This window comes from Verrucomicrobiia bacterium (assembly GCA_026414565.1).
In the GTDB taxonomy this organism is placed as follows: domain Bacteria; phylum Verrucomicrobiota; class Verrucomicrobiia; order Limisphaerales; family Fontisphaeraceae; genus Fontisphaera.
This window is the reverse complement of the sequence record JAOAIT010000027.1, coordinates 80,888-106,162: the sequence shown is the minus strand read 5'-3', so window position 1 is coordinate 106,162 and position 25,275 is coordinate 80,888. Positions and strand designations below refer to the sequence as shown.

16 protein-coding genes are annotated in these 25,275 nt (G+C 67.8%); 14 read left to right on the top strand and 2 right to left on the bottom strand.

Features of this window, described 5'->3' with window-relative positions:
• Positions 1 to 5 precede the first annotated feature (5 nt).
• The 11 genes from N3J91_06670 to N3J91_06620 all read left to right on the top strand — a co-directional run bounded on the left by N3J91_06670 (position 6) and on the right by N3J91_06620 (position 18,592).
• Positions 6 to 2,426 (top strand): HEAT repeat domain-containing protein, encoded by a 2,421-nt coding sequence (locus N3J91_06670; GenBank protein MCX8156111.1) that lies wholly within the window; start codon positions 6 to 8, stop codon positions 2,424 to 2,426.
• 91 nt (positions 2,427 to 2,517) lie between these two features.
• A complete protein-coding gene (locus N3J91_06665) occupies positions 2,518 to 5,358 on the top strand; it encodes a beta-galactosidase (GenBank protein ID MCX8156110.1) in 2,841 nt (946 codons plus the stop codon).
• Positions 5,359 to 5,447: 89 nt separating this feature from the next.
• The gene (locus N3J91_06660) at positions 5,448 to 5,816 is read left to right on the top strand and encodes a CoA-binding protein (protein MCX8156109.1); all 369 of its coding nucleotides are present in this window, start codon (positions 5,448 to 5,450) and stop codon (positions 5,814 to 5,816) included.
• A complete protein-coding gene (locus tag N3J91_06655) occupies positions 5,813 to 6,661 on the top strand; it encodes a hypothetical protein (GenBank protein MCX8156108.1) in 849 nt (282 codons plus the stop codon). The genes N3J91_06660 and N3J91_06655 overlap by 4 nt, the downstream gene beginning before the upstream one ends.
• An 83-nt stretch (positions 6,662 to 6,744) precedes the next feature.
• Positions 6,745 to 8,652: a DUF4914 family protein gene (locus N3J91_06650; protein MCX8156107.1), complete on the top strand. Its 1,908-nt coding sequence runs from the start codon at positions 6,745 to 6,747 to the stop codon at positions 8,650 to 8,652.
• A 181-nt stretch (positions 8,653 to 8,833) separates the two neighbouring features.
• Positions 8,834 to 11,080: a carbamoyltransferase HypF gene (gene hypF / locus N3J91_06645; protein MCX8156106.1), complete on the top strand. Its 2,247-nt coding sequence runs from the start codon at positions 8,834 to 8,836 to the stop codon at positions 11,078 to 11,080.
• A gap of 3 nt (positions 11,081 to 11,083) precedes the next feature.
• The gene (locus tag N3J91_06640) at positions 11,084 to 11,368 is read left to right on the top strand and encodes a HypC/HybG/HupF family hydrogenase formation chaperone (protein MCX8156105.1); all 285 of its coding nucleotides are present in this window, start codon (positions 11,084 to 11,086) and stop codon (positions 11,366 to 11,368) included.
• 1 nt (position 11,369) lies between these two features.
• The gene (hypD, locus tag N3J91_06635) at positions 11,370 to 12,482 is read left to right on the top strand and encodes a hydrogenase formation protein HypD (GenBank protein MCX8156104.1); all 1,113 of its coding nucleotides are present in this window, start codon (positions 11,370 to 11,372) and stop codon (positions 12,480 to 12,482) included.
• 6 nt (positions 12,483 to 12,488) lie between these two features.
• Positions 12,489 to 13,544, top strand: coding sequence for a hydrogenase expression/formation protein HypE (gene hypE, locus N3J91_06630; protein ID MCX8156103.1), 1,056 nt, complete (start codon positions 12,489 to 12,491; stop codon positions 13,542 to 13,544).
• 136 nt (positions 13,545 to 13,680) lie between these two features.
• The gene (locus N3J91_06625) at positions 13,681 to 16,989 is read left to right on the top strand and encodes a discoidin domain-containing protein (GenBank protein ID MCX8156102.1); all 3,309 of its coding nucleotides are present in this window, start codon (positions 13,681 to 13,683) and stop codon (positions 16,987 to 16,989) included.
• Between the two features lie 250 nt (positions 16,990 to 17,239).
• Positions 17,240 to 18,592, top strand: a complete 1,353-nt coding sequence (locus tag N3J91_06620) for a hypothetical protein (protein ID MCX8156101.1) — start codon at positions 17,240 to 17,242, stop codon at positions 18,590 to 18,592.
• On the opposite strand, the gene N3J91_06615 is transcribed toward N3J91_06620, so the two are convergent.
• On the bottom strand, positions 18,555 to 20,411 hold the full coding sequence (locus N3J91_06615; GenBank protein MCX8156100.1) for a hypothetical protein: 1,857 nt from the start codon (positions 20,409 to 20,411) through the stop codon (positions 18,555 to 18,557). The two genes, N3J91_06620 and N3J91_06615, sit on opposite strands and share 38 nt — an antisense overlap.
• A gap of 248 nt (positions 20,412 to 20,659) precedes the next feature.
• Between N3J91_06615 and N3J91_06610 the strand changes: the two genes are divergently transcribed.
• The 3 genes from N3J91_06610 to N3J91_06600 all read left to right on the top strand — a co-directional run bounded on the left by N3J91_06610 (position 20,660) and on the right by N3J91_06600 (position 23,644).
• Positions 20,660 to 22,354, top strand: coding sequence for a hypothetical protein (locus tag N3J91_06610; protein ID MCX8156099.1), 1,695 nt, complete (start codon positions 20,660 to 20,662; stop codon positions 22,352 to 22,354).
• A gap of 70 nt (positions 22,355 to 22,424) precedes the next feature.
• Positions 22,425 to 22,664 carry a hypothetical protein gene (locus N3J91_06605; GenBank protein ID MCX8156098.1) on the top strand — a complete coding sequence of 80 codons (240 nt, stop codon included), beginning with the start codon at positions 22,425 to 22,427 and terminating at the stop codon, positions 22,662 to 22,664.
• A 2-nt stretch (positions 22,665 to 22,666) separates the two neighbouring features.
• Positions 22,667 to 23,644 (top strand): hypothetical protein, encoded by a 978-nt coding sequence (locus tag N3J91_06600; GenBank protein ID MCX8156097.1) that lies wholly within the window; start codon positions 22,667 to 22,669, stop codon positions 23,642 to 23,644.
• A gap of 51 nt (positions 23,645 to 23,695) precedes the next feature.
• On the opposite strand, the gene gnd is transcribed toward N3J91_06600, so the two are convergent.
• Positions 23,696 to 25,150 (bottom strand): decarboxylating NADP(+)-dependent phosphogluconate dehydrogenase, encoded by a 1,455-nt coding sequence (gnd, locus tag N3J91_06595; GenBank protein ID MCX8156096.1) that lies wholly within the window; start codon positions 25,148 to 25,150, stop codon positions 23,696 to 23,698.
• Positions 25,151 to 25,275 lie beyond the last annotated feature (125 nt).

Genomic DNA, 25,275 nt, shown 5'->3' with positions numbered 1-25,275 from the left:
CTCCCATGAAAACCCCATTGCCGCCCCTGCTCGCGCTCCTGGGCCTGCTGGCTTGCCTGCCGGGGACCGCCCCCGCGGCCCCCGCCACCAATGAAGCCCAGCTCATTGCCGTGCTGCAAAGTGCCGCGCCGCCCGAGCAAAAAGACGCCGCCTGCGCGCAGCTCAAGCGCATCGGCACCGCCGCCGCCGTGCCGGCCCTGGCCCGCCTGCTGCTGGACCCCCAGCTTTCCCATTCGGCCCGCTATGCCCTGGAATCCCTGCCCGGCCCCCAGGCCACTGCCGCCCTGGTGGCCGCCCTGGCGGATACCCGCGATGACTTGAAAGCCGGCGTGCTCCAATCGCTTGGTGAACGGCCTGACATGCCCATCGCCCCCGTGGCCCGTTTCCTCAACAATGGCAACCCGGACATCGTCATTGCCGCCGCCCGCGCGCTCGGCAGGCGCGGCGGCGCCGAGGCCCTCAAACTCCTGCAGCCCTTGCTGGACAAAACCACCGGCCCCGTGCGCACCGCCGTTGTGGACGGCCTGCTCCTGGCCGCAGAAGCCACGGCCTATGGGCCTGACCCCGCCGCGGCCCTCAAAGTTTACCAACGCCTGACGGCGGCCCAGGAACCTCCCGCCGTCCGCCAGGCCGCCTGGTGCGGCCTGCTCCGGGCGGATAAGAAACGCCGCCTCACCCTCCTGCGCGAGGGATTGTTGGGCGCCGATGCTGTTCAGCAACGCGCCGCGCTCCAGGTGGCGCCGGAGCTGACGGCGCCCGAAATTACCCAGGAATTGTCCCGCCTCCTGCCTCAACTGCCGCCACCGGTGCAGGCCGCCGTCATCGAGATTCTGCGCCGTCATGGCTCGCGCCAGGCCGTGCCCGCCCTCGTGGCGGCCCTGCAAAGCCCCGAGAGTTACGTGCGCATCGCCGCCCTCGACGCCCTGGCCGAGCTGGGCCAGGCCGCCCAGGCCCCCGCCATGTTGCAGGCGGCCACCGCCACCGACCCCCAGGAGCAAAAGGCCGCCCGCCGGGCCCTGGCGCGGCTGCGCGAGCCGCTGGCCGATGCCCTGTTGCAACTGCTTCCCACTGCCGCCCCCGCCCTGCAAAACGAAATCATCCAGACCCTCGCCGCCCGCCAGGAAACCGCCGCCGTGCCCCAGCTCCTCCAACTGGCCCGCACCGGCCCGGACCACGCCCGCGCCGCCGCCGTGCGCGCCGTGGGACAACTGGCCCAGCCCGCCCAGCTTGGCGCGCTGGTCCAGGCCCTGCAACAAGCCCCCGACGAAGCCCGGCGCCGCGCAGCCCAGGAGGCCCTTCTTGAGGCCTGCCGCCGCCTCCAATCCCGCCCGGATTTCTCCCCCGAGCCGCTGGTGGCCGGCCTGCAAGGCGAGCCGCCCGCCCGGGCGGCCTTGTATCCCGTGCTGGCCCAGCTCCGGCATGAACGCAGCCGCGCCGCCCTCCTGGCCGGCCGGCAGGACGCCGATCCCCAGGCCCGCCTGGCCGCCCTCCGGGCCTTGTGCGACGCGGTGGATCCCGCCGTGCTGCCCGCGCTCCTCGAGCTGGCCCGCTCCGCGCCGGAAAACACTGTCCGCGTGCTTGCCGTGCGCGGCGCCACCCGCCTGATCCATGAGGAAGGCGCCGGCGGCGCCACCGCGCAGCGGGCCGCCACCCTGCGCGAGCTGCTCGGGCTGGCCGGCCGCCCCGAGGAAAAACGGCTCATCCTGGGCCGCCTGGCAGCCGTGCCGGCCCTCGAATCCCTGGACTTGGCCGCCCAGCTCACCGCCGACGCCGCCCTGCAACAGGAAGCCGCCCAGGCCGTGTCCGAGCTGGCGGCCAGCCTCGGCGGGGCGCATCCCGGCCAGTGCACGCGCGCCCTGCAGACCGCCCTGAAAAACGTGAGCGATCCCGCCCGCCAGAAGGAACTGCAAACCCGCCTCCAACAAATCGAGGCCCTGGCCGATTATATCACCCTCTGGCAGTTGGCCGGCCCCTACCAACAAACCGGCAAATCATTCCAGGAATTGTTCGAGGTGGTCTTCCCGCCCGAAACCGCCCAGGCCGCCGGCATCGCCTGGCAACCGCTGCCCGCCGGCGCCGATCCCAAACGGCCCTACGTCATGGATGTGCTCAAGGCCCTCGGCGGCGAGCAACGCGTGGCCTATCTCCGCACCCAGGTGTTCTCCGAAAAGGAGCAGCCCGCCCGCCTCGAATTTGGCAGCGATGACGGCGTGAAAATCTGGCTCAACGGCCGCCAGGTGGCCGCCCTCAACGTGGCCCGTCCCCTGACCCCCGGCTCGGACAAGGCCGACCTCACCCTCCAGGCCGGGTGGAATACGCTGCTCATCAAACTGACCCAGAACAATTTGGGCTGGGAATTTTGCGCCCGGCTCGTCAAGCCGGATGGCACCCGCCTCACCGGCTTGAAATACCGGCTGCCGGAATAATTCCCTCCTCCACAGGGCCGCCCGCCCGCGCGCAGAGGGGGCGCCAAGTCCGGGCTTGACCGCAGCAGGCGGTCTGTTTCTGCTTGAGCCTATGCAATCCATACGCGCCGTGCTTCGTACCGGAATGTTGGCTGTTCTCGCCCTGCTGGGAGCCGTTGGCCTGGGGGCCGCGCCCGCCGCCACGCCGTTCATTGCCCTGGCCGACGGCCGGGGCGGCATCAGCATCAGCCATCAGGGAGCCGATTTCCTCCGCCTGGGCCTCGCCGCCTGGGGGCCGAATTGGGCCTGGACCGGCATCAACGGCAGCACCAAGGCGGAAAACCGCACCGCCGCCGGCACCTTCACCTGCACCATCGGCCAGGCCAGATTGACGCTCCAACTGGCCGCCCGCCAGACCCAGCCCAACACCCTGCAAATCACCTATGCTTTGAGCGCCGATCGCGATACCGCCCTCACGCTTTTCATTGCCGAAGTGGCCCCCGCCGCCGCCTTCAAGGGCGGCCAGCTCGTGGCCGAGACCGCCGGCAAATCCCGCACCCTGAACCTGCCCCTGCCCCTGGGGCCGGTGGGCGACGCCGTGAGCGCCCTGCGCTTCCGCACCCCCGCCGGCGCCGAAGCCCTCCTGCGTTTGGAGCCGCCCATTGAAGTCGCCGCCGACGGCGCCGCGCGCATCGTGCTGGCCAAAGAACGCCTTGCCGCCGGCAACGCGCGGGAGCTGAACCTCACCCTCACGCTGCCCGGGCCGGTCACCTGGTATGCCAGCGCGGAGGAAATCCCCGACACCGACAACATGGCCGCCTGGTACCCGTGGCGCGGCACCGGCATGGCCACCAATTCCGTGCTGGACATGAGCGCGTGGCTCGACAAGCCGGCCGGCCGCCACGGGCGGATTGTGCGCCGCGAGCATCAGCTCCTTTACCAGGGCCAGCCCATCAAACTGTGGGGCCTTAACCTCTGTTACAACGCCTGCGCCCCCGACAAGGCGCTGGCCGAAAAACGCGCCGCCCTCTATCCCCGCTACGGCATCAACAGCGTCCGCCTGCACAAATTCGCCGACGGCACCGGCTGGGCCGGCATCCAGGCCGAGGACAGCGCGGCCGAATACGATCCCGCCGGCCTGGACCGCATGGATTACCAGATCGCCAAATTCAAGGAAGCCGGCATCTACGTCAAACTCAGCGCCCACTTCGGCACCCTCAAAATGGGCCCGGCCGATCGCCGGGACGTGCCGTTCATGGACGAGTTTGGGCAGCTCCAGGGCCGCGGCGGGCGTCTCAGCGCCCCGCACAGCGCCTTCTTTTACTCCCCGGAGCTGCAGAACCTCCACATCCGCCAGATCGTCAATCTCCTCCGCCATACCAACGCCTACACCGGCCTCGCCTACGCCAAAGATCCGGCCGTCTGGGCCGTCGAAATCATCAATGAACAAAGCATTTTCTTCTACACCTCCATGCAGCCGCTCCAAAAAAGCGCCACCTTGCGCCGCCAGGTGGGCGAGCGGTTCTCCGACTGGCTGCGCAAAAAATATGGCAGCCACGCCGGCCTCCTCAAAGCCTGGGGGGAGCGGGCCCTCGATGGCTTCCAAAATGACGGCTTCCCCGCCGGCGAGCATCTGGACAAACGCAACCTCCTCCCCCTGGGCAATCCGTGGTATTGGGACCCCGCCCAGTTGAACGGCAGCCAGGCTTTCCGCCGCCAGCGCCTGCTCGACACCCTGGAATTCCTCTACACCCTGCAAAACGAAGCCTATGATCGCTTCGTGGCCGCCGTCCGCGCCGCCGGTTTCGACGGCGAAATCCTGGGCAGCAACTGGCAGGCCGGCCGCGCCTTCAGCCACTATGCCAATCTCCACACCGACTACCGCGTGGGCCTGATTGACCGCCACAACTACTTCGGCGGCGGCAGCGGCCGCACCTTTGGCGCCGGCTCCATGCTGGCGCGTCCCGGCTCGGGCATGCTGAGCAGCGGCCTGCAACAGGTGGCTGACCGCCCCTTCATGCTTTCCGAGTGGATTCACGTCTTCCCCAACGAGTGGGGCGTGGAAGGCCCCGCCCTCCTCGGCGCCTACGGCATGGGCCTCCAGGGGTGGGACGCCTCCTACATGTTCCAGAACGGCGACCAGGCCACCTTCAGCCGCCAGTTGGGCGGCAGCGAATGGGACGTCATGGCCCCGCAAATCCTGGGCGTTTTCCCCGCCGTGGCCCGCCAGGTGCTGCGCGGCGACGTGCAGGAGGCGCCGCCCCTGGCCGTCCGCCATGTCCACCTCCCCTCCCTCTTCCAGGGCAAACTGGGCTTCGAAGATTCCGTGGCGCAGGGCTATGATGACAAGGAGCTTGACAGCGCCCAGGTGCCCGCCGGCGCGCTGGCCGTGGCCCGCTGCGTGGTGCAGTTCACCCCCCAATGGCGCGACACCCCCGTGTTTGACCTCAAACCCCACCTCCAAAATGATTTCCTCGTCTCCACCACCCGCCAGCTCCGCTGGAAGCCGGGCAACCAGCCCACCAGCGGCTTCTTTCTCATGGACACCCCCGGCACCAAGGCCGTGGTGGGCTTCGCCGCCGGGCAGCCGGCGCGCCTGGGCGAGGTGACCCTCACGCCGCAATCCAGATTTGCGGCCCTCTATGTCACCGCCGTGGAGCGCAACGCCACCCTGGCCAATGCCCGCCGCGTGCTGGTGGTGGCCCTGGCCCGCGCCCGCAACACCGGCATGAAGTTCAGCCCCGCGGGCAACGAATTGCTTCACAAGGGCGCCGCCCCCATCCTCATGGAGCCGGTCCGCGCTGAGCTGCAATGGAGCGGCCGCCCCATCCAGCGCGTGCATGTGCTCGACCATAACGGCGTGCGCACCGGCCAGACCCTGCCCGTCCAAAACAACCGCGTCATCCTGAACGGCGAAGCCGAACACACACCCTACTACGAAATCGAGTTCTGACGCCCCCGCCCGCAGCCCCGTCCGCCGGCCGGACCGGCGCATGCCGGCCCTCGCTTGCATCGGCGGACTCCCGGGGCTTTATTGGGGGGATGAAAAGTGTCGCAGTCATTGGCGCCTCGAACAACCGCCAAAAATTCGGCAACAAGGCGGTGCGCGCCTTCCGGCAACAGGGTTACACGGTGTATCCCGTCAACCCCCACGAGCCCACCATCGAGGGCCTGCGCGCCTACCCCACCCTCGGGGAGGTGCCGGTGCGGCCGGAGATTATTTCTGTTTATGTCCCGCCGCCCGTTTTGTTAAAATTGCTGCCTGACATCGCCGCCAAGGGCTGCGACGAGCTGTGGCTTAATCCGGGCACCGAGTCGGACGAAGTGCTTGCCGAGGCCGCGCGCTTGAAACTCAACGTGGTGCAGGCCTGCAGCATCCTGGCGGTGGGCATGTCGCCGGAAAGCATGTGATGCCCGGCCAACCGCCGGCCTTCATGACCGTCACCGCCCCGCAAAACATCGAAGTGCTCGGGGTGCCCTACGAATGGCGATCGCTGGGCGCCGCGGGCGATCTTTTTCTCACCGAGCTGGGCCGCCCGTGGGCGGCGCATTTGCAGCCGGAAAACTGGTTTGCCCATGAGTGGTTCATCACCCACCGCCAGCGGCTCCTGGGCACCAGCACCATCTGCCGCGTGGTCACCCGCCCCGTGGCGGGCAAATCCCTGCAGGTGGTGGTGCGCTACAACCGCTTCGGCACGCGCGTGCCCCTGGATACGGATGTCTTGTGCGCCTACCCCAACGCGGACTTCAACAGCCCCTTTGAGGAGGTGGCCCATGTGCTGGCCCTGCGGGCGGCGCGGCCGGCCGGCGGCGGACGCCGCATCATCACCAAACGGCCCCTGGGCATTTTTTCACCGCCGCACCGGCTCGAGCCGTGGCAACTGGGGCGCAGCGAGGACAAAATCGCCGCCGTCCTCCAGCGTCATCCCGGCGCCCCGCTGGATCCCTGCCGCCAATACCTCCTGTTGTACGCCTGGATTCGCGGCCAGGATGCCGAGCAAGCCGCCGAGGCGCTGGGCTGGCCCATGCCCGAGCGGGTGCGGTTCTTTGAAGAGATTCTCGCGCTGGCCGCCGAGGAATTGCGCCGCTGCGGCTTTCAGATGCTTGACATTAAGCCGGCGCACTGCATATTGCGCGGGCGCGACAACGGGCAGGTATTGCGGGACCGCCAGGGCCGCCCGGTGTATGCGCTGGTGGACTACGAGCTGTTGCAGCCCATGCGGCCGGTGGGGGGGCTGCCGCGCTCCCAACAATAACGGAACTGGGACGGAGCCGCCAGGCGCTGGATGGCGCCCGGTGTCACCGCCCACCATGAACATCGAACCAGACCTGAAATAACATGAGTGCAACCAACCAACCCTCCCTCCCCTTCCCCATGCCCGCGGAGCTGGCCGAGGTGCTCAACGCCTGTCCCGGTTATGTGGTCGCCAGCTCAGTGGAGCAACTGGTGGACCTGGCTGCGCCGCCCCCGGGGCAGGACTGGCATGAAGTGGCCTACGATGTGCCCGGCAAGGGACGCATCGTCGAAGCCACGGTGTGCCGCGTGCGCAACGGCATCAGCGCCAACTATCCCGATCCCTACATGCGCCGGCGCGACCCCGATTGCATGGTGATCGGCGACAACAAGCCCACCAACAAACCCACCTTCCGCGAACGCTTCGGCAAGGATTTCGCCGGGCTGCGCCAGGAAACCTTTGCCTGGCTCAAAACCCAGAAGCTGGCCGTGTTTGCCTTCGTCGCCGGCCCGGAGGGCAAGGGGGTGGATGCCGTGGCCGTGGCCCCGGCCAACGCCGGCTTTTTCGCGCTCGGGCTGGCCCTGCTGCAGGGCATCCTGGATGTCTCCAAACTGGAGCGCCCCTTCGCGCCGCGCGCCGTCATCTACGTGGCGCCGCCCTTCCGGCACACCCACTTTGAAGGCCGGCAGGTGGTCGTGCACAACCGCCTGGAGCATCTGCATGAAATGTTCAGTTACAACCTCTATCCTGGTCCCAGCGCCAAGAAAGGGGTCTATGGCATGTTGCTGGCCCTCGGCGAACAGGAGGGCTGGGTGGCCGCCCATTGCTCCACCGTCCAGGTCATCACCCCTTACGACAACAAGATCACCATCATGCACGAGGGCGCCAGCGGCGGCGGCAAGAGCGAAATGCTCGAACACGTCCACCGCCAGCGCGACGGCACCCTCCTGCTCGGGCGCAATGTGCTCACCGGCGAGGACCGCCGCCTGGTCCTGCCCCGCGCCTGCGAATTGCGGCCCGTGACCGATGACATGGCCCTCTGCCATCCCAGCCTGCGCCATGAGCGCAACAAGGATAAACTGGCCCTCATGGACGCCGAGCAGGCCTGGTTCGTGCGCATCAACCACATCACCCGCTACGGCGTGGACCCCCACCTGGAGGAGCTGACCATTCACCCGCCCCGCCCGCTGCTCTTCCTCAACGTGGACGCCGTCCCCAACTCCACCGCCCTGATCTGGGAGCACATTCAGGACGCCCCCGGCGTCCCCTGCCCCAACCCCCGCGTCATTCTGCCGCGCTCCATCGTCCCGGGCATCGTCAACGGCCCGGTCACCGTGGACGTGCGCAGTTTCGGCGTGCGCACTCCACCCTGCACCCAGGAGAAACCCACCTACGGCATCTTCGGCCTCTTCCACATCCTGCCGCCCGCCCTGGCCTGGGTCTGGCGCCTGGTCGCCCCGCGCGGCCATGCCAACCCCAGCATCGTGGCCCAGGAAGGCATGAGCAGCGAGGGCGTCGGCTCCTACTGGCCTTTTGCCACCGGGCGCCGCGTGGACCAGGCCAACCTGCTCCTGCAGCAAATCCTGTCCTCGCCCAAGGTGCGCTACATCCTCGTCCCCAACCAGCACGTCGGCTGCTGGCAGGTGGGCTTCATGCCCCAGTGGATCGCCCGCGAATACCTCGCCCGCCGCGGCCACTTCCGCTTCAGCAAGGACCAGATCCGGCCCGCCCGCTGCCCGCTCGCCGGCTACGCCCTGACCTCGCTCGTCCTCGAAGGCCAAAGCATCGCCGCCATCTTCCTGCGCGTCGAAAAGCAAATCGAGGTCGGCCCGGAGGCGTACGACAAAGGCGCCGCCATGCTGCGGGAGTTCTTCCAGAAACAATGCCGCGAGTTCCTTGAGCCGGATCTGCACCCGCTCGGACGCCAGATCATCCAGTGCGTCCTCGACAACGGCTCCGTGGAAGACTACGAACGCCTCATCCCGCACGGCACCGTGGAAGAAGCCGAATAGTCCCGATCCTCACCGTGGCTGTCAACCGGCGCCGCGCCCCCGCGCGGCGCCGGCCCGTTTTAACACCCCGGCGAACTCGCGCCCGCCGCCGCTCCCCGGCATTGCGGCGCCGGCACCGGCCGGCTAATGTCCCTCTGTGCCAAATGCCGGTGCATCTGCCGAAATCGTCCGCGCCCGCGTCATGTTGCGGGGCGCGGTGCAGGGCGTGGGCTTCCGCCCCTTTGTGCACCGGCTGGCCACCACCCTGGGCCTGTGCGGGTGGGTCCACAACTCCCTCCAGGGCCTGACGGCCGAGGTGGAGGGTCCCGCCCCCGCCGTCCAGCAATTCCTCCTGCGGCTGGCCCCCGAATGTCCGCCCGCCGCGCGCATCCACAGTTGCGAAAGCGTGTTGCTGGCCCCCGCCGGCTACACCGGCTTTGAAATCCGCCCTTCCGACACGGCCGGCGAACCGCTTGCCCTGATCCTTCCGGACCTCGCCACCTGCGCCGAGTGCCGCCGCGAGTTGCTGGATCCGGCCAACCGCCGTTATCGTTATCCGTTCATCAACTGCACGCACTGCGGCCCGCGCTTCTCCATCATCGAGGACATGCCCTATGACCGGCCGCGCACCACCATGCGGCATTTCCGCATGTGCCCCGCCTGCCAGGCGGAATACGAGAATCCCGCCGACCGCCGTTTCCACGCGCAGCCCAATGCCTGCCCCGTGTGCGGCCCGGAGCTCGCCCTCTGGTCCCCCGCCGGCGCCGTCCTCGCCGAAAAAGAGGCGGCGCTCCAGCAGGCTGAAGCCGCCCTCCGCGCCGGTCAAATCCTGGCCCTTAAAGGACTGGGCGGCTTTCATCTGCTGGTGGATGCGCGCAACCCGGAGGCCGTGGCCCGGCTGCGCCAGCGCAAGCACCGCGAGGAAAAACCGCTGGCGCTCATGTTTCCCGCCCTCGCCCAGGTGGAGCAGCTTTGCGAGGTCCATCCCCTCGAGGCCCGCCTGCTCCAATCTGCGGAGGCCCCCATCGTCCTGCTGCGCCGCCGCGCCCGCGGAGAGGTGGCCGAGAATGTGGCTCCGGGCAATCCCTGGCTGGGCATCATGCTGCCCTACACGCCCCTCCATCATCTCCTCCTGGCCGATCTCCAATTCCCCCTCGTCGCCACCAGCGGCAATCTCTCGGATGAACCGATTTGCACGGATGAGCACGAGGCCCTGCGCCGCCTGGCGGGCCTGGCCGATCTCTTCCTCGTCCACAACCGGCCCATCGCCCGGCATGTGGACGATTCGATTGTCCGCGTCATGCTCGGCCGCGAGCTGGTCCTGCGCCGCGCCCGGGGTTATGCGCCGCTGCCGATGACTCTGCGCACCCCTCTGCCGCCGCTGCTGGCCTTCGGCGCTCATTTGAAAACCACCGTGGCCGTGGCCGCCGGCCGCCACGTGTTTCTGAGCCAGCACCTGGGCGACCTCGAAACCGCCGAGGCCCGCGCCGCCTACCAGCGGGCCGTGGCCGACCTGCCGCGCCTGCTGCGCCAGCCGCCTCAACTGGCCGTGTGCGATCTGCACCCGGATTACGTCTCCACCCAACTGGCCCGCCAGTCCGGCCTCCCGTGCCGGGCGGTTCAGCACCATGTGGCCCACGTCGCCGCCTGTGTCGCCGAAAATGAAGTGGAGGCCCCCGTGCTCGGCGTCTCCTGGGACGGCACCGGCTACGGCCCGGATCAAACCATTTGGGGCGGCGAGTTCATTCATCTCCACGCCGGCCGGTGGCGGCGTGTGGGACACCTGCGCCCCTTCCCCCTGCCGGGCGGCGAGGCCGCCGTGCGCGAACCCCGCCGCGCCGCCCTAGGCGTGCTCTTTGCCCTGTGGGGCGATGCGGTGTTTGAGCGGGCCGCGGATCCCCTGCGCGCCGCCTTTCAACCCGCGGAATGGCCCGTGCTGCGCGCCATGCTCGCCCGCGGCCTCAACTGCCCCCGCACCACCAGTGCCGGCCGCCTGTTTGACGCCGTGGCCGCGCTGATCGGCCTGCGCCAGCGCGCGCATTTCGAGGGCCAGGCCGCCATGGAGCTGGAATGGGCCGCCGCGCCCTGGACCGGCCAGGCCGCCTATCCCCTGGCCCTGCACGAAGAGGATGGTCTGCTGCTGGCGGACTGGGGGCCGATGGTGGAGGCCATCTTGCAGGCCGTGCGCGCGGGATTGCCAACCGCCCAAATCGCAGGCACATTTCATCAGTCGCTGGTGAATCTCATCGTGGCCGTGGCGCAGCGCGCCGGCCTGGAGCACGTGGCGCTCACCGGCGGCTGTTTCCAGAACCAGCGCCTCACCGAAGGCGCGGTTCAGGCGTTGCGGGCCGCGGGCTTCCGCCCCCTGTGGCATCAGCGCGTGCCGCCCAATGACGGCGGGCTGGCGCTGGGCCAGGCGGTCCTGGGCGCGCAAACTGAAAATCAATGACCTATGTGTCTGGCGGTGCCAGGTAAAATTGTCAGCGTGGCCGAGTCCGATACCGGCGCGCGCATGGGCAAAGTGGACTTCGGCGGCATTGCCCGGGAAGTCAGCCTCGACTTCGTGCCCGAGGCCGGCGTGGGCGATTACGTCATCGTCCATGTCGGCTTCGCCCTGAGCAAGGTGGATCCCGAAGAAGCCCGGCAGGTTTTCGAGTATCTCCAACAAATGGGCGAGCTGGCCGAGCTGCACGAAACGCCGCCGCCGCCCTCCTCCTCTTCCACCGGCGGGCCTTGATATGCGTTTCATGGATGAATACCGCGATGCCGCCGCGGTGCAGCAATTCGCCCGCGCCCTGGCCGCCCTGGTCACCCGCCCCTGGACCCTCATGGAGGTCTGCGGCGGCCAGACCCATGCCATCATCAAGTTTGGTGTGGATGAACTGCTGCCCCGGCAGATCACCCTCGTGCATGGCCCCGGCTGTCCCGTCTGCGTCACGCCCGTCGAGATCATTGATCAGGCCATCGCCATCGCCGCCCAGCCCGGCGTCATCTTCTGCTCCTTTGGCGACATGCTCCGCGTCCCCGGCACCCGGAAGGATTTGTTCTCCGTCAAGGCCGAGGGCGCCGACGTCCGCATGGTGTATTCGCCCCTGGACGCCGTCAAACTGGCCCGGGCGCATCCGGAGCGGCAGGTGGTGTTCTTTGCCGTGGGCTTCGAAACCACCGCTCCGGCCAACGCCATGGCCGTGGCCCAGGCCCGCCGCCTGGGCCTCAAGAACTTTTCCGTGCTCGTCTCCCATGTGCTCGTGCCCCCGGCCATGGAGGCCATCCTGGCCTCGCCCAACAACCGCGTGCAGGGATTTCTGGCCGCGGGCCACGTGTGCGCAGTGATGGGCTACCATGAATATCCCCCGCTGGCCGCCCGCTACCGTGTGCCCATTGTCGTCACCGGCTTCGAGCCGCTGGACATCATGCAGGGCATCTTCATGTGCGTGAAACAGCTCGAGGAGGGCCGCCACGAGGTGGAGAATCAATACGCCCGCTCCGTGCGCTACGAAGGCAACCGCCCCGCCCAGCAGTTGATGCAGGAGGTCTTTGAGGTCATCCCCCGCCAGTGGCGCGGCATCGGCCTCATCCCCCGCAGCGGGCTGGGCTTGCGGCCGGCTTATCAGGAGTTTGACGCCGCCCGGCGCTTCCAGGTGGATCAGCTCACCGCCGCCGAAGCGCCCGAATGCATCAGCGGCCTCGTCCTGCAGGGCGTGAAGAAACCCTCCGAATGTCCCGCCTTCGGCACGCGCTGCACGCCGGAACATCCGCTGGGCGCCACCATGGTTTCCAGCGAAGGCGCCTGCGCGGCGTATTACCGTTACCGCCGTCCCGCCCGGCCCCCCGCGGCGGCGGCTTCCTGAACCCCCATGAGCGCGCCCCTGGATTTCTCCCCCCAATGCCCCCTCCCCCTGACCCAGTATCCCCACGTGCTCCTGGCGCATGGCGGCGGCGGGCGGCTCTCCCACCAGCTCATCGAGTCCCTTTTCCTGCCCGCCTTTCGCAACCCCGCCCTCGAGGCGCGCCATGACGGCGCCGTCCTGGAAATCGGCGGCCTGCGGCTGGCCTTCTCCACCGATTCCTACGTCGTCCGCCCCATGTTCTTTCCCGGGGGCGACATCGGCTCGCTGGCCGTCCACGGCACGGTGAATGACCTGGCCATGTGCGGCGCGCGCCCCTTGTACCTCAGCGTTGCCGCCATCCTCGAGGAAGGCGTGCCCATGGACACCCTGCGGCGCGTCGTTGCCTCCATGCAAACCGCCGCCGCCCGCGCCGGGGTGCAACTGGTCACCGGCGACACCAAGGTGGTGGATCGCGGCAAGGGGGACGGCATTTATCTGAACACCACCGGCCTGGGCCTCCTCGAGCACCCTCTGCGCATCGGCCCAGCCAGCGTCCGCCCCGGCGACGCCATCCTCCTCAACGGCGATATTGGCCGCCACGGCATGGCCATCATGGCCGTGCGCGAAGGCCTGGCCTTTGAAAGCGCCATCGAAAGCGACTCCGCCCCCCTGGCCGCGCTCGTTTTGGCGCTGCTCGAGGCCGGCATCGAAATCCATTGCCTGCGCGACCTGACCCGCGGCGGCCTGGCCAGCGCCCTCATTGAAATCGCCGAAGCCGCCCGGCTGGACATGCTCATCGAGGAGGCGGCCATCCCCGTCCGCGAAGATGTGCGCGCCGCCTGCGAAATCCTTGGGTTGGATCCCCTCTACGTCGCCAACGAAGGGCGTCTCGCCGTCTTGGTGCCGGAGGCGCAGGCCGAGCAGGCCCTGGCCCTCATGCGCGCCCAGCCCCACGGCGAGGGCAGTTGCCGCATCGGCCGCGTGCAGGCCGCCGGCGAGGGCCTCCTGCAGCTCCGCAGCCGCATCGGCGCCCTGCGCATTGTGGACATGCTCTCCGGCGAGCAACTGCCCCGCATTTGCTGAACCCGCCGTCCCTCCCGCAAAACACGCCTGCCTTCCCCTTCGCATTTCTCACTTTGCCTTTTGCCTTTCCCCTCCTCGTTCTCCCCGGCAAGGTTCGCATTGAATCGGGGCGCTGGCTGGCGCATAATCCGCGGCCATGTCACCACACTCCATGATCTCTCGCTGCATCCCCGCCAGCCTGTGGGTGCTGGCGGCCTTCTGGCTGAGCGGCCACCTCGCCGCCAGCGCCATCGAGCGCCTCAATTTGGCGGGCACCTGGCGGTTTGAACTGGACCGGCAGGACCAGGGCACCAACGCAGGCTGGCACCGCCGCACGCTGCAACAGAAACTGCGCCTGCCCGGCTCCCTGCAGGAGCAGGGTTTTGGCGATCCGGTCACGGTGGACACCCGCTGGACGGGCGACATCGTGGACCGCTCCTGGTTTCATGATCCCCGCTATGCCCCCTACCGCCAGCCGGGCCACATCAAGGTGCCCTTCTGGCTCCAACCGGAGCGGCATTACGTGGGCGTGGCCTGGTATCAGCGCGACATCGAAATCCCGCCCGCCTGGGCCGGCAAGCGCGTCGTCCTGCATCTGGAACGCGCCCACTGGGAAACCACCGTTTGGGTGGATGACCGCCGCATCGGCTCCTGCAACAGCCTGGGCACGCCCCACGAGTACGACCTGGGCACGGCCCTCACCCCGGGCAAACACCGCCTGACGGTGCGGGTGGACAACCGCGTCCACATCCAGGTGGGCGTCAACGCCCACAGTGTTTCCGATCACACCCAGGGCAATTGGAACGGCATCGTGGGCGCCCTGGAATTGCGCGCCACTGCGCCGGTCTGGGTGGATGACGTGCAGGTCTATCCCGATGTCGCCCGGCGCTGTGTCACCATCAAAACCCGCCTGGGCAACCTCACCGGCCGCCCCGGCAGCGGCCTGCTCACTTTCGCGGCCCAAAGCTACAACAGCCCCCGCTCCCACCGCCCGCCCCCGCAAACCGTGCCCGTTTCCTGGACGCCGGAAGGGGCCGTGGTGGAGTGCGAATACCCGCTGGGCCCGGAGGCGCTGTTGTGGGATGAGTTTGCGCCCGCCCTCTACCGGCTCACCGCCACTCTGGAAACCGCGGCGGCGCCGCGCGCGGCGGCCGACAGCCGCACCGTTTCCTTTGGCCTGCGCGAAGTGCGGCGCCAGGGCACGCAAATCGCCCTCAACGGCCGCAAACTGTTTCTGCGCGGCACGCTCGAGTGCAACATCTTTCCCCTGACCGGCTATCCCCCCACGGACGTGGAGGCCTGGAAACGCATCATTCGCATCTGCCAGGCGCACGGCTTGAATCACATCCGCTTTCATTCCCACACCCCGCCGGCGGCGGCCTTTCAGGCGGCGGATGAGCTGGGCTTCTTGTACTACGTGGAGGCCGGCTCCTGGGCCAACCAGGGCAGCAGCGTGGGCGATGGCCGCAACGTGGACGCCTGGCTGCATGAGGAGGCGGCCCGCATCTTTCGCGCCCTGGGCAATCATCCCTCGTTCATCATGTTCTCCTACGGCAACGAACCGGCCGGTAAAAATCAACAACGCTGGCTGGGCGAGTTCATCCGTTATTGCAAAAGCCTGGACTCGCGCCGCTTGTACACCAGCGGCGCCGGCTGGCCCATGATCCCGGAAAATGATTTTCATGTGGTGCCCGAGCCGCGCATTCACGCCTGGGGCGGCGGCCTCAACTCGCGCATCAACGCCCGCCCGCCGGAAACGGTCACCGATTACCGCGATTTCATCGCCCGCGCCTCGGCGCCGGTTGTCAGCCATGAGATCGGGCAGTGGTGTGTGTTTCCCAACTTTGCGGAGATGTCCAAATACAAGGGCTGGCTGAAGCCCAAAAACTTCGAGATTTTCCGCGATTTCCTCGTCCAGAACGGCCTGGGCGACAAGGCCCGCGCCTTCCTGCTCGCCTCCGGCAAGCTGCAGGCGCTCTGTTACAAGGAGGAGATTGAGTCGGCCCTGCGCACGCCCGGCATGGCGGGATTTGAGCTGCTGGATTTGCATGATTTCCCCGGCCAGGGCACCGCCCTGGTGGGCGTGCTGGACCCGTTCTGGGAAAGCAAGGGTTACATCACCGCCGCCGAGTATCGCCGGTTCTCCGGCCCGGTGGTGCCCATCGCCCGGCTGCCCAAACGCATTTTCACCACCGCCGACACGCTTCAGGCGCAACTGGAACTGGCCTGGTTTGCGCCGCAGGATTTGCCCCAGGGCGTCCTGCGCTGGACGTTGCGCCACAACCGCCGCGCGCTGGCCACCGGCAAACTCTTCACCGGCCCCCTTCCCACCGGCATCTGCAGCCCGGTGGGCACGATCCAGGTGCCGCTCCAGGGAATGCCCGCCCCGGCCAAACTCAATCTTGAGCTGGCCGTGGAAGGCACCCCGTACGCCAACGACTGGGATCTCTGGGTGTACCCCGCCCAGGTCAACACCGCCCCGCCGCCGGACATTCACTGGGCCACCGAGCTGGACGCCGCCACCCTGGCCGTGCTGGAGCGCGGCGGCAAGGTGTTGTTCAACCCCCCGCCCCAGACCATCCGCGGCGACGCCCTCGGCCGGGTCCAGATTGGCTTTTCCAGCATCTTTTGGAATACGGCCTGGACACGCCGCCAGGCGCCCCACACCCTGGGCATTTATTGCGATCCCAAACATCCGGCCCTGGCCCAATTCCCCACCGAATACCATTCCAACTGGCAATGGTGGGAGCTGGTCTCGCGGGCGCATCCATTCATTTTGACGGGCACGCCGCCCGAGTTCCGCCCGGTGGTGCATGCCATTGACGACTGGTTCACCTCGCGCAAACTCGGGCTGATCATCGAAGCCCAGGTGGGCCGGGGCCGCCTGCTGGCCTGCGCCATGGATTTAAGCACGGATTTGGCGCAGCGCCCCGTGGCCCGCCAGCTCCGGCGCAGCCTGCTCGATTACATGGCCGGCCCCCATTTCAAGCCCGCGCACCGCTGGACGCCCGCGCAGGTGCAGGCGCTGCTGGCGCCGCCCTCCCTCATGCAAAAGCTCGGCGCCCGGGTGCTCCGGGCCAGCAGTGAACATCCGGACCATCCCGCCCGCCATGTGGTGGACGATGACCCCAACACGCTGTGGCATACCCCCTGGGGCGAGGGCGCGCCCGGTTTCCCCCATTCCCTGGTGCTCGAGTTCAAACAACCCGCCAGCCTGCGCGGCGTCACCCTCACCCCGCGCCAGGACAACAATAAAAACGGCTGGATCCGCGAATTCGCCCTTTACGTGAGCGCCGACGGCCAGCAATGGGGCCTGCCCATCCTGCGCGCCGAATTGCCCGCCTCGGCCAGCCCCAAGGAGCTGCAGTTTCCGCAGACGGCCCATGGCCGTTTTCTCAAACTCGAGATCCTGAGCGGTTTTGACCGGCAGCCGTTTGCCTCCCTGGCCGAACTTACCGTCTGGTAGGTACGCCCGGCGCCGGACGGCCCGCCCCGCATCTTTTTTTTCCAGAAAACCGTTGCGTTTGTAACCTCCGGGGGGTACAAGCCCGTCTTTATTTTTGCATGGGTTGCAGGCAGGGGTATAGCGTCCCAGAGGACGGGTGTTCATCAAAGCCGACGGTCAACGGGTTTCTTTTTCGGCGGGGAGGGGGACTTCTTGGTTGGGGTCCGAAAAATGATGGGACCCGCCTGCAGCCGCCAGCAGGGAGGCTTTTATGAAAATCAAAGGGCGCCCACCCGCGGCCCGTCCCGCCCGACAAAACGGCGCGGTGCGGCAGCGGCACTTGTTGCACACTCTCCTGTGGGTGCTGGCCGGGGTGCTCATCACCCTGGCGGCCCAATATGTGGGGCGCTCCTTGTGGCCCCCCCCTCCCGGCGGCCTGGACCCGGCGAAACTCGAGGCCCTGGAGGAATCGGCCACCAACCGCTGGGGCATCCTGGAAACCGTGCCCATCTGGCTGGAGCGGCCGGTGGAGTATTTTGAATATGACCCGCCGCCGCCCGCCACCAACACCTGGTTTTTCGCCGGCTACACCCCGGCGCGGCTGCAGGAGTTCTTTCGGAGCTGCAATCTGCCGGCGGCCCTGGAGGCCAGTCTGTTAGACACCAACCGCTGGCAGATCACGCCCGCGGGCGTCTTCCTCGAGCCGGCGCTCGAAGTCATCCGCGACCTGCCCCCCGAACCCCGCGCCCGCATTTATGCCGTGCTGGCCGAACACGAGTTCAACGTGCCCTACTGTTATCCCTTTGCCGTGCGGGCCGAGTTTGACGAATGGTTCGCGCATCACAATCTCTCGGACAACGCCGTGCGCATCCTCGAGCGCATGATGTACCAAAAAGACGGTTTGTTGTGTTTTGCCGACCGGCAGGCGCTGGCCCGGTTATTCACTGCCGAGGATTACCTGCAGGCCAGCCGCACCATTGCCCGCGTGCGCACGCTGATGGTGAATCTGCGCGTCACCCCCCGCAGTGATGTGGACGAACTGATGCACTACTGGGGCCTGCCCAATCGCATGGTGCAGGCGCGCCCCCTGCTCGAATCCCTCAAGCGCCTCCCCCAGGGCGGCAGCGTGAATGTGGCCTGGTTTTTTCCGCCCGTGCCGCGCCTGTTGCTCTATTCCTACCCGCATCCCACCAACACCATCGCCGGACGCTGGCCCGATTGTTTCTGGTCCTCCTACAACTTCCTCAAGGACCAGCCCGACGATCGTTTCATTGATTCACGCTTCCAGGAGCAGGCGTTGCGCAAGGAATATCGCATGGTGCCCCAGGCGGATTTGTTCGGAGATCTGATTTTGCTCTACGAGCCGATGGGGCCGGACATCCGCACCGTGCACATGTGCGTGTATGTGGCTGATGACATTGTGTTCACCAAAAACGGCTATGCCCCGCGCGAGCCGTGGGTGCTCATGCGGCTGCAGGACATGATGGTGTATTACTCGCCCAAAAAGCCGCTCTCGCGCCTGGTTTTCCGGCACCACAGCCGCATGCCGCAGAAGTCCGCCCCGGCCGCTCCGGCCGCCCCGGGGGCTACACCAGGCGCGCCAGTTTTGCCAAAGCGCGGGTGACCCCCAGCGCCGGCCAGGTTTCCTCGTAATACCAGAACTGACCCCATTGCAACCCCAGCGGCGCCGGCGTGGTCCAGTTGCCGCCCTCAAGGTGTTGCACCAGCCAGTTGGCCCCCCACGCCAGCGCGTTGCGCACCTGCTCCCGCGTCTCCAGCAGCAGCGGTCCCGGCTGCTGCAGCGCCTCCGCCAGCGCCTCCAGCGCCAGGGCGGTCTCCTCCACCGACGGCGGCCCGCCGTGGCCCCCGCCCCAACTGCCGTCGGTGTTTTGATGCTTCACCAGCCACAACACCCCGCTGTTGAGCGGTTCCACCAGCTCGAAATAAGACCGGGCCACCAGCTCCGGCAGCGCCAGCAGCACCCCCGCAGTGCCCATCGTCAGGTTCTCCTCCGTATGCGCGTACTGGTTGCCATAATGCCGCGAGCGCCACGCGCCATCCTGCCGCTGCTCATCCATGAGGAAGCGGATGGCATGATGCACCGCCGCCTGCACGCGATGTTGCTGATCGGGGGGCAGCACATGCAGCCACGCCAGCCACGCCCGCAACGCCAGCGCCGTCTCCTCCGCGCCACTGTCCTCCAGCGCCGGCTGGCGCCAGCCCCGCCGCCGGGGCGGCAGGCCGCCATCGCGATTCTGCACGTTCAACAGCCAGGCCACCCCGCCCAGCACAGCCTGAATCACCTCCGGCCCCGGATCCCCCAGCGAACGCAGGGCCAGCAGGGCCTCCGCCGTGGCCGGCGTCTCCGCCCACGCCCCGGGATGGGCACTGGCCGGCCAGCCGGCCGCCGCCGGGCGCAGGCCCTCCGCCCCCTGCCGCTGCTGCTGGCTCAGCAGCCAGCGGCGCAGGGCATTGAGTTCATTCAACGCCGGCAGCCGGTGCGGACTCAACGCCGGCGCCGTGCATGCCTGCACCGCCTGCGCCGTCAGCCAGACATCCGGGCTGCTGAAGATCGGCCAGCTCCCGTCCGCCCGCGCCGCGGCCACCAGATAATCCACCCCCTTCTCGGTCACGGCATGGCGGCCGTAACCGGCGGCCAGCAGGCCGATGGTGGTTAATGCGGTCAACAGGGGCGAAGCCTGAAAACTGCCATCCTCCGCCTGCAGGGCCGTCAGCCGGTTGAGGGTGGAGGTGCGAAACAGCTCGCGCATCAGGCGGGTGAAAAAGCAGCCGCCGGCCAGGTTGTGGTGCCGCGCCTGCCCGGCGGCCAGCAACAACGGCATGGCCCACGCCGCCGCCGGCGGCCGGGCCATGGCCCACCAGTCCGGCGGCAACGCCCCCCGCTCAAAGGGCAGCTCCGGCACATGCCGCCAGGCGCGTATGTCACTCCCCAGCCGCCCCGCCAGCACGCACGTCATCAACACGCCGGCCGCCAAAGCCAGATCCCCCCGAAACCGGTTGCGAATCATGGGCGCCAGAATGGCCGGCGCCGTGTTGCCCACCTTCTGGCAAAGCCAGCGTTCCGCCGCCCGGCCGGCTTCACCCAACGCCTCGTCCGCGCCCGGCGCCAGCCCCAGCGCCGCCCAGGCCAGCGCCGTGGCGCCGGCATTGCTGAAGCTGCGCAGGGTGTCGCCCCAGCCGCCGTCGCCATTGGCGTGATGGCTCAACCATTCCGCCCCCTGCCGCGCCAGCCGGCGCAGCGTGTCCTCGGCGCTTTTCCATTCCGTGTCGGCCAGGCTCAGGGCGCACACCACCGCCGCCGTGGCGGTGGGACTGCCGGGAAGATGACCCTGCCAGGGGGCGGCCGGTGGACGGCATTGGGCCAGCGCCGTGGCGGCCGTGTGCAAGGCCGCCTGCAGCCGCTGCGCGTCAAACCTGACCATGCGCACCTCCCCCAGGCCCGCAGCGCGGCCCGTCGGTTGAATCCGGCGATGATGGAGCGCGGTCCATTGCGATGCCCTCCCAAGATACCCCCGGCCCCCCCGCAAAACAATGCAAAAAGGCGCGCCCCAGCCCGCGGCAGCGAGGTCTCGCGGCTTGCGGCCGCCCTCCCGGGCAGTCCCGCCACCGTGCCCGCTCCACAATCCCGGCTTTACCCGCGGCGCGGATCTCCTTAAGGTGCCGGCATACCATGAAATCATTCCCCTTCTTTGTCGCGTTGGGGATCGCCGCGCTGTGCGCCGGGATGCCCGCCCCCGCTCAACCCGGCCCCGAAGCCAGTTACCTGGCCCTCACCGCCCGGAACCGCCAGCCGGTCACGTTGGAAAGCCTGCGCCTCAGCCGCGGGCCGGCGGAGCGCCTCGGCCGGCGCACCGCCACCTGGTGGCAGATGGAGCTGCGCCCGCGCGCGCGCTACGAGGAGCCGCCCTTGTGCGTGGTGCGCTGGCTGACGGCCGATGACCCCTGGCCGCGCTCCAACCAGTGCGTGATCCTGCGCTACCAACTGCGCCTGCCGCCCACCGGCGAATGTTATGAGTATGTGGAGCGCTTCAGCGGCCTGGCCCTCCTGCCTGCGTGGGCTGATTTCCAGCGTCATTTCCTGCCCCACGCCGCCCCCGGCAGCGGCCGCCAAAGCCAGTTGCCCGAATCCGTGGAGCTGCTGGGCCACGTGTGGACTTTGCACTACAGCCGCACCAACGCCCCCTGGGCCTCCTGGCCCGACGCCAAACGGCTCGTCCTCGATCGCGAGCTGCTGGTGGGCAACAGCCGCCCCTTCAAGGACAAGGAAGGCGTGCGCCTGCCGCAGTCGCCCCAACGCCAGGATTACCACTACGTCCCCTACACCGCGGCGGACCTCCGGGAGATGATCCAGGCGGGCTTCAACCTGTTCACCCTCATGCCCGGGCAGGTGCCCTGGGTGCGCGGCGAGCCGGTCTTCTACCACTGCCCCGCCGACGGCCCCGTTCCCCTCCAATTTCCGGCCGATTTATACCGCGCCAATTACCTGGGGCCGGTCATGTTCATGGACGAGCCTTCCATCCTGATGGTGGGCGACACCAACGTGCACCGCACCCTGCGCTACTTTGCCGACGCCGCCGCCCTCATCGAAAAACGTACCCGCGCCACGTACGAGAGCGCCGGCCCCTACGGCTCCTGGCATCTCCACCACGCGCTGGAGCAGGCCGGCATCAATCTGGGCGATCTGCGCGTGCAACAGGTGGATTACCCCTCCTGGGAAACCCTGCATGAAACCACCTTTTACCAGATGCGCGGCGGGGGCGCCGGCCTGGTCCATGAGGGACGCTACCAGTTGGCCGAGTTTGACCGCGCCGTCCAGAAGTTCACCGGCCGCCCCCGCGCCCACACCGCGCGCGAGCTGCTCGAATACCATTACGCCTTCCTGCGCGGCGGCACCCTGCCCCTGGGCAAACACTGGGGCACGGCCATTTACGGGCAATGCGATCCCCAGATTGCGTCGCTCGCCCTCACGCTCGCCTATGACCGCGGCGCCCGCTACCTCTGGTTCTGGTCCTCCGATCACGAGCATCATGTCCCCTGGCCCGAGCAACTGGCCCTGGCCCGCCATCTCCGCGCCCATGCGCAGCAGCACCCGCGCGGCAGCCTCTGGCACCGTCCCCCGCCCGCCCGCGCCGCCATTGTCATTCCCGACGGCTGCTTCCTCTCCCTTGAGCATCTCTGGTGGGTGCGCGTCCTCGATCGCGACGGCAAAAACGCGGCCTCCCAGCGTTATCAACGCCTGATGCGCCGCGCCCTCCTGGCCATGCAGGACTGCTGGGACCGCGGCTGGACTTTTGATGTGGTGGTGGACGACGGCCGCGCCCCCCGGCTTTATCCCAGGGTCATCCGCGTGCATGACGCTCCCTAGCGGCTCCGCCCCAGTTTTTCCTTTTCACCACGGACGGCCCGCGTAATGTCGGGCCGGGCGAGATCTTTTTATGAATACCAAGTTGCTGCTCAAAACCCTGTTTCTCATCCTGGTGCTGCTGGCGCTGGTGCTGATGGGCATGGAAAACCGCCAGACGGTGGAGTTCTCCATGCCGCCCGTGCTTTCCAGCAAAATCAAACAGCCGGCCGCCATCATGTACTATGTCTTTTTTGCCATCGGCGTGCTGACCGGCACCATCCTGACCGCCGGCAGCAAGGGCGGCGGGCGCTCCCAAAAGTCCGAGAAATAAGCATGCACCGGCCGCCGCGCCGAGGCCGGGGAAGCCGGCCGTGGAGCTGGGGCGCAGTCCTGCTGGGCCTCCTGCCGCTCCTGCTCTGTCCGGCTGCCGCCCCGGACGCCCCCGCCGGGGATGCCTGGGTGGAGGGGACGCCGGTTTATCCGCAGCCCGGCATGGTGCCCGCCACCAACGGCTTTGACACGCTGCGCTGCGAGGGCATCGCCGGCAAGCTCAAGGTCTCCTGGAGCGAGGCCGCCCTCCCCACCAACGCCACGGTGGTGTTGTGGCACAGTCTCGATGCGCCCGGCCACTGGCCAGCCCGGGCCTGGCGCACCACCCCGCTCACCCGCCGGCCCGACACCTGGGACGTTTCCGTCCCCGTGCCGCACCTCGACGTGCCCCTGGTTTATTTTCTGGCTGTCACCGCGCCCGGACAGCCCACGCGCTTTTCCCCCATGCGCGTGTGCCATCCGCGCGCGGCGGGGCTGGAGGAGATTGCCCGGCCCTTCTGGCCGTTTCTGGAGGGCTTTGAGGAGGGTTTGGACAACTGGCGCTGGCACAGCCACGTGCCGGCGGGACATGCCCTGTCCCTCCACACCAACGCCTACAACGGCTATGCCGCGCTCTGTGTCGCCCTGCCCCCGCAGCGCCGGCGCGTGGCGGTGGCCACCACCGTGGTGCGGGGCTGGCATCTGGACTTGTTCAACGCCCGCGGCCTGGGCCTCTGGGCGCGCACCCTCGAGGGCCGGGCCACCCTCCGCTGGGCCTTCATTGCCGACGGCGGCACCACCAACCAGCAGGTGTTCACCGTCGAAACCGCCCATCCGCTGGATTCCCGTTGGACCAAAATCGAAACGTTGTTTGATGTCATCCCGCCCGAGCACCGCGGCCGGCTGGACACCGTGACGCTGGAAATGGAGTCCGACGCCCCGCGCGCCGTGCTGCTGGACAATCTCCACCTGCTGGGCCGCTGGCGGCTGGAGCTGGAATAAAAAAAACGCCGTCCGGCAGCCCGGACGGCGGAGCGGGAAAACCCGGAGTCCTTACACCGTGTACGTGCTCGCGGAGGTGCTGCCGCCGCGGCCGGTCCAGTTGGTGTGGAAGAACTGCCCGCGCGGTTGATCCACGCGCTCGTAGGTGTGCGCGCCAAAGTAGTCGCGCTGGGCCTGCAGGAGGTTGGCCGGCAGGCGCTCGCTGCGCAGCGCGTCGAAGAACGCCAGCGCCGTGCTGAAGGCCGGGACCGGGATCCCCTTGCGGACGGCCGTGGCCACCACCTTGCGCCAGCTCGAGGCGCAGCGCTTGATTTCCTTCTTGAAGAACGGATCCAGCAGCAGGTTGGTCAGGGCCGGATTCTTGTCAAAGGCCTCCTTGATCTTGCCCAGAAACACGCTGCGGATGATGCAGCCGCCGCGCCACATCAGCGCGATGCCGCCGTAGTTGAGATTCCACTTGTACTCCTGCGCCGCCGCGCGCAACAGCATGTAGCCCTGGGTGTAACTGACGATCTTCGAGGCATACAGCGCCTTGCGAATGTCCTGGATGAACGTGGCGCGATCGCCGGCAATGCGCGGTTTGGGCCCGGAGAAATGCTGCGCGGCAATGACCCGCTCCTCCTTCATGGCCGAGATGCAGCGCGAGTACACCGCCTCGGCAATCAAGGTGATGGGAATGCCCATCTCCTGCGAGGCGATCACCGTCCACTTGCCCGTGCCCTTCTGGCCGGCGGTGTCCAGGATCTTGTCCACCAGCGGCGTGCCATCGGTGTCCTTGTAGGCCAGGATGTCCCGCGTGATTTCAATCAGATACGAATCCAGCTCGCCCCGGTTCCACTCGGCAAAGACTTCATGCATTTCGTCCGCCGTCATGCCCAGGCCGTCTTTCATCAGATGATAGGCCTCGCAAATGAGCTGCATGTCGCCGTACTCGATCCCGTTGTGGGTCATCTTCACGAAATGGCCGGCGCCGTTTTCGCCCACCCAGTCGCAGCACGGCGAGCCATCGGCCACTTTGGCCGCGATGGCCTGAAAGATCGGTTTGACGTGCGGCCACGCCGCCGGCGAGCCGCCCGGCATGATGCTCGGCCCGCGCCGCGCCCCCTCCTCGCCGCCCGACACGCCCGTGCCGATGTAGAGCAGGCCCTTGGATTCCACGTACGCCGTCCGGCGCATGGTGTCCTGATAAAGCGAATTGCCCCCGTCAATGAGGATGTCCCCCGGCTCCAAATGCGGCAGGAGCTGCTCGATGAATTCATCCACCGCCTTGCCCGCCTTGACCATCAGCATCCCCCGCCGCGGACGTTTCAACAACGCCACCATCTCCGGAATGCTGTGGGCGCCCAGCACGCGCGTGCCTTTCGCCTCGTGGGCCAGAAATTCATCCACCTTGGACACGGTGCGGTTGTAGGCCACGACCGTGAAGCCGTGGTCATTCATGTTCAGAATCAGGTTCTGGCCCATCACGGCCAGACCGATGACGGCAATATCAGCTTTGGGTTCCATATATGCATTCTATTCCTTGCCACGGCCCCCAGCAGGCCCTGCTGCTGACGGGCATGAGACCTCCACCTTAACCGTTCTGACAATGCCAGCCAGAATTTTTTTGGCGAACGCCAGCCTTATTTTGC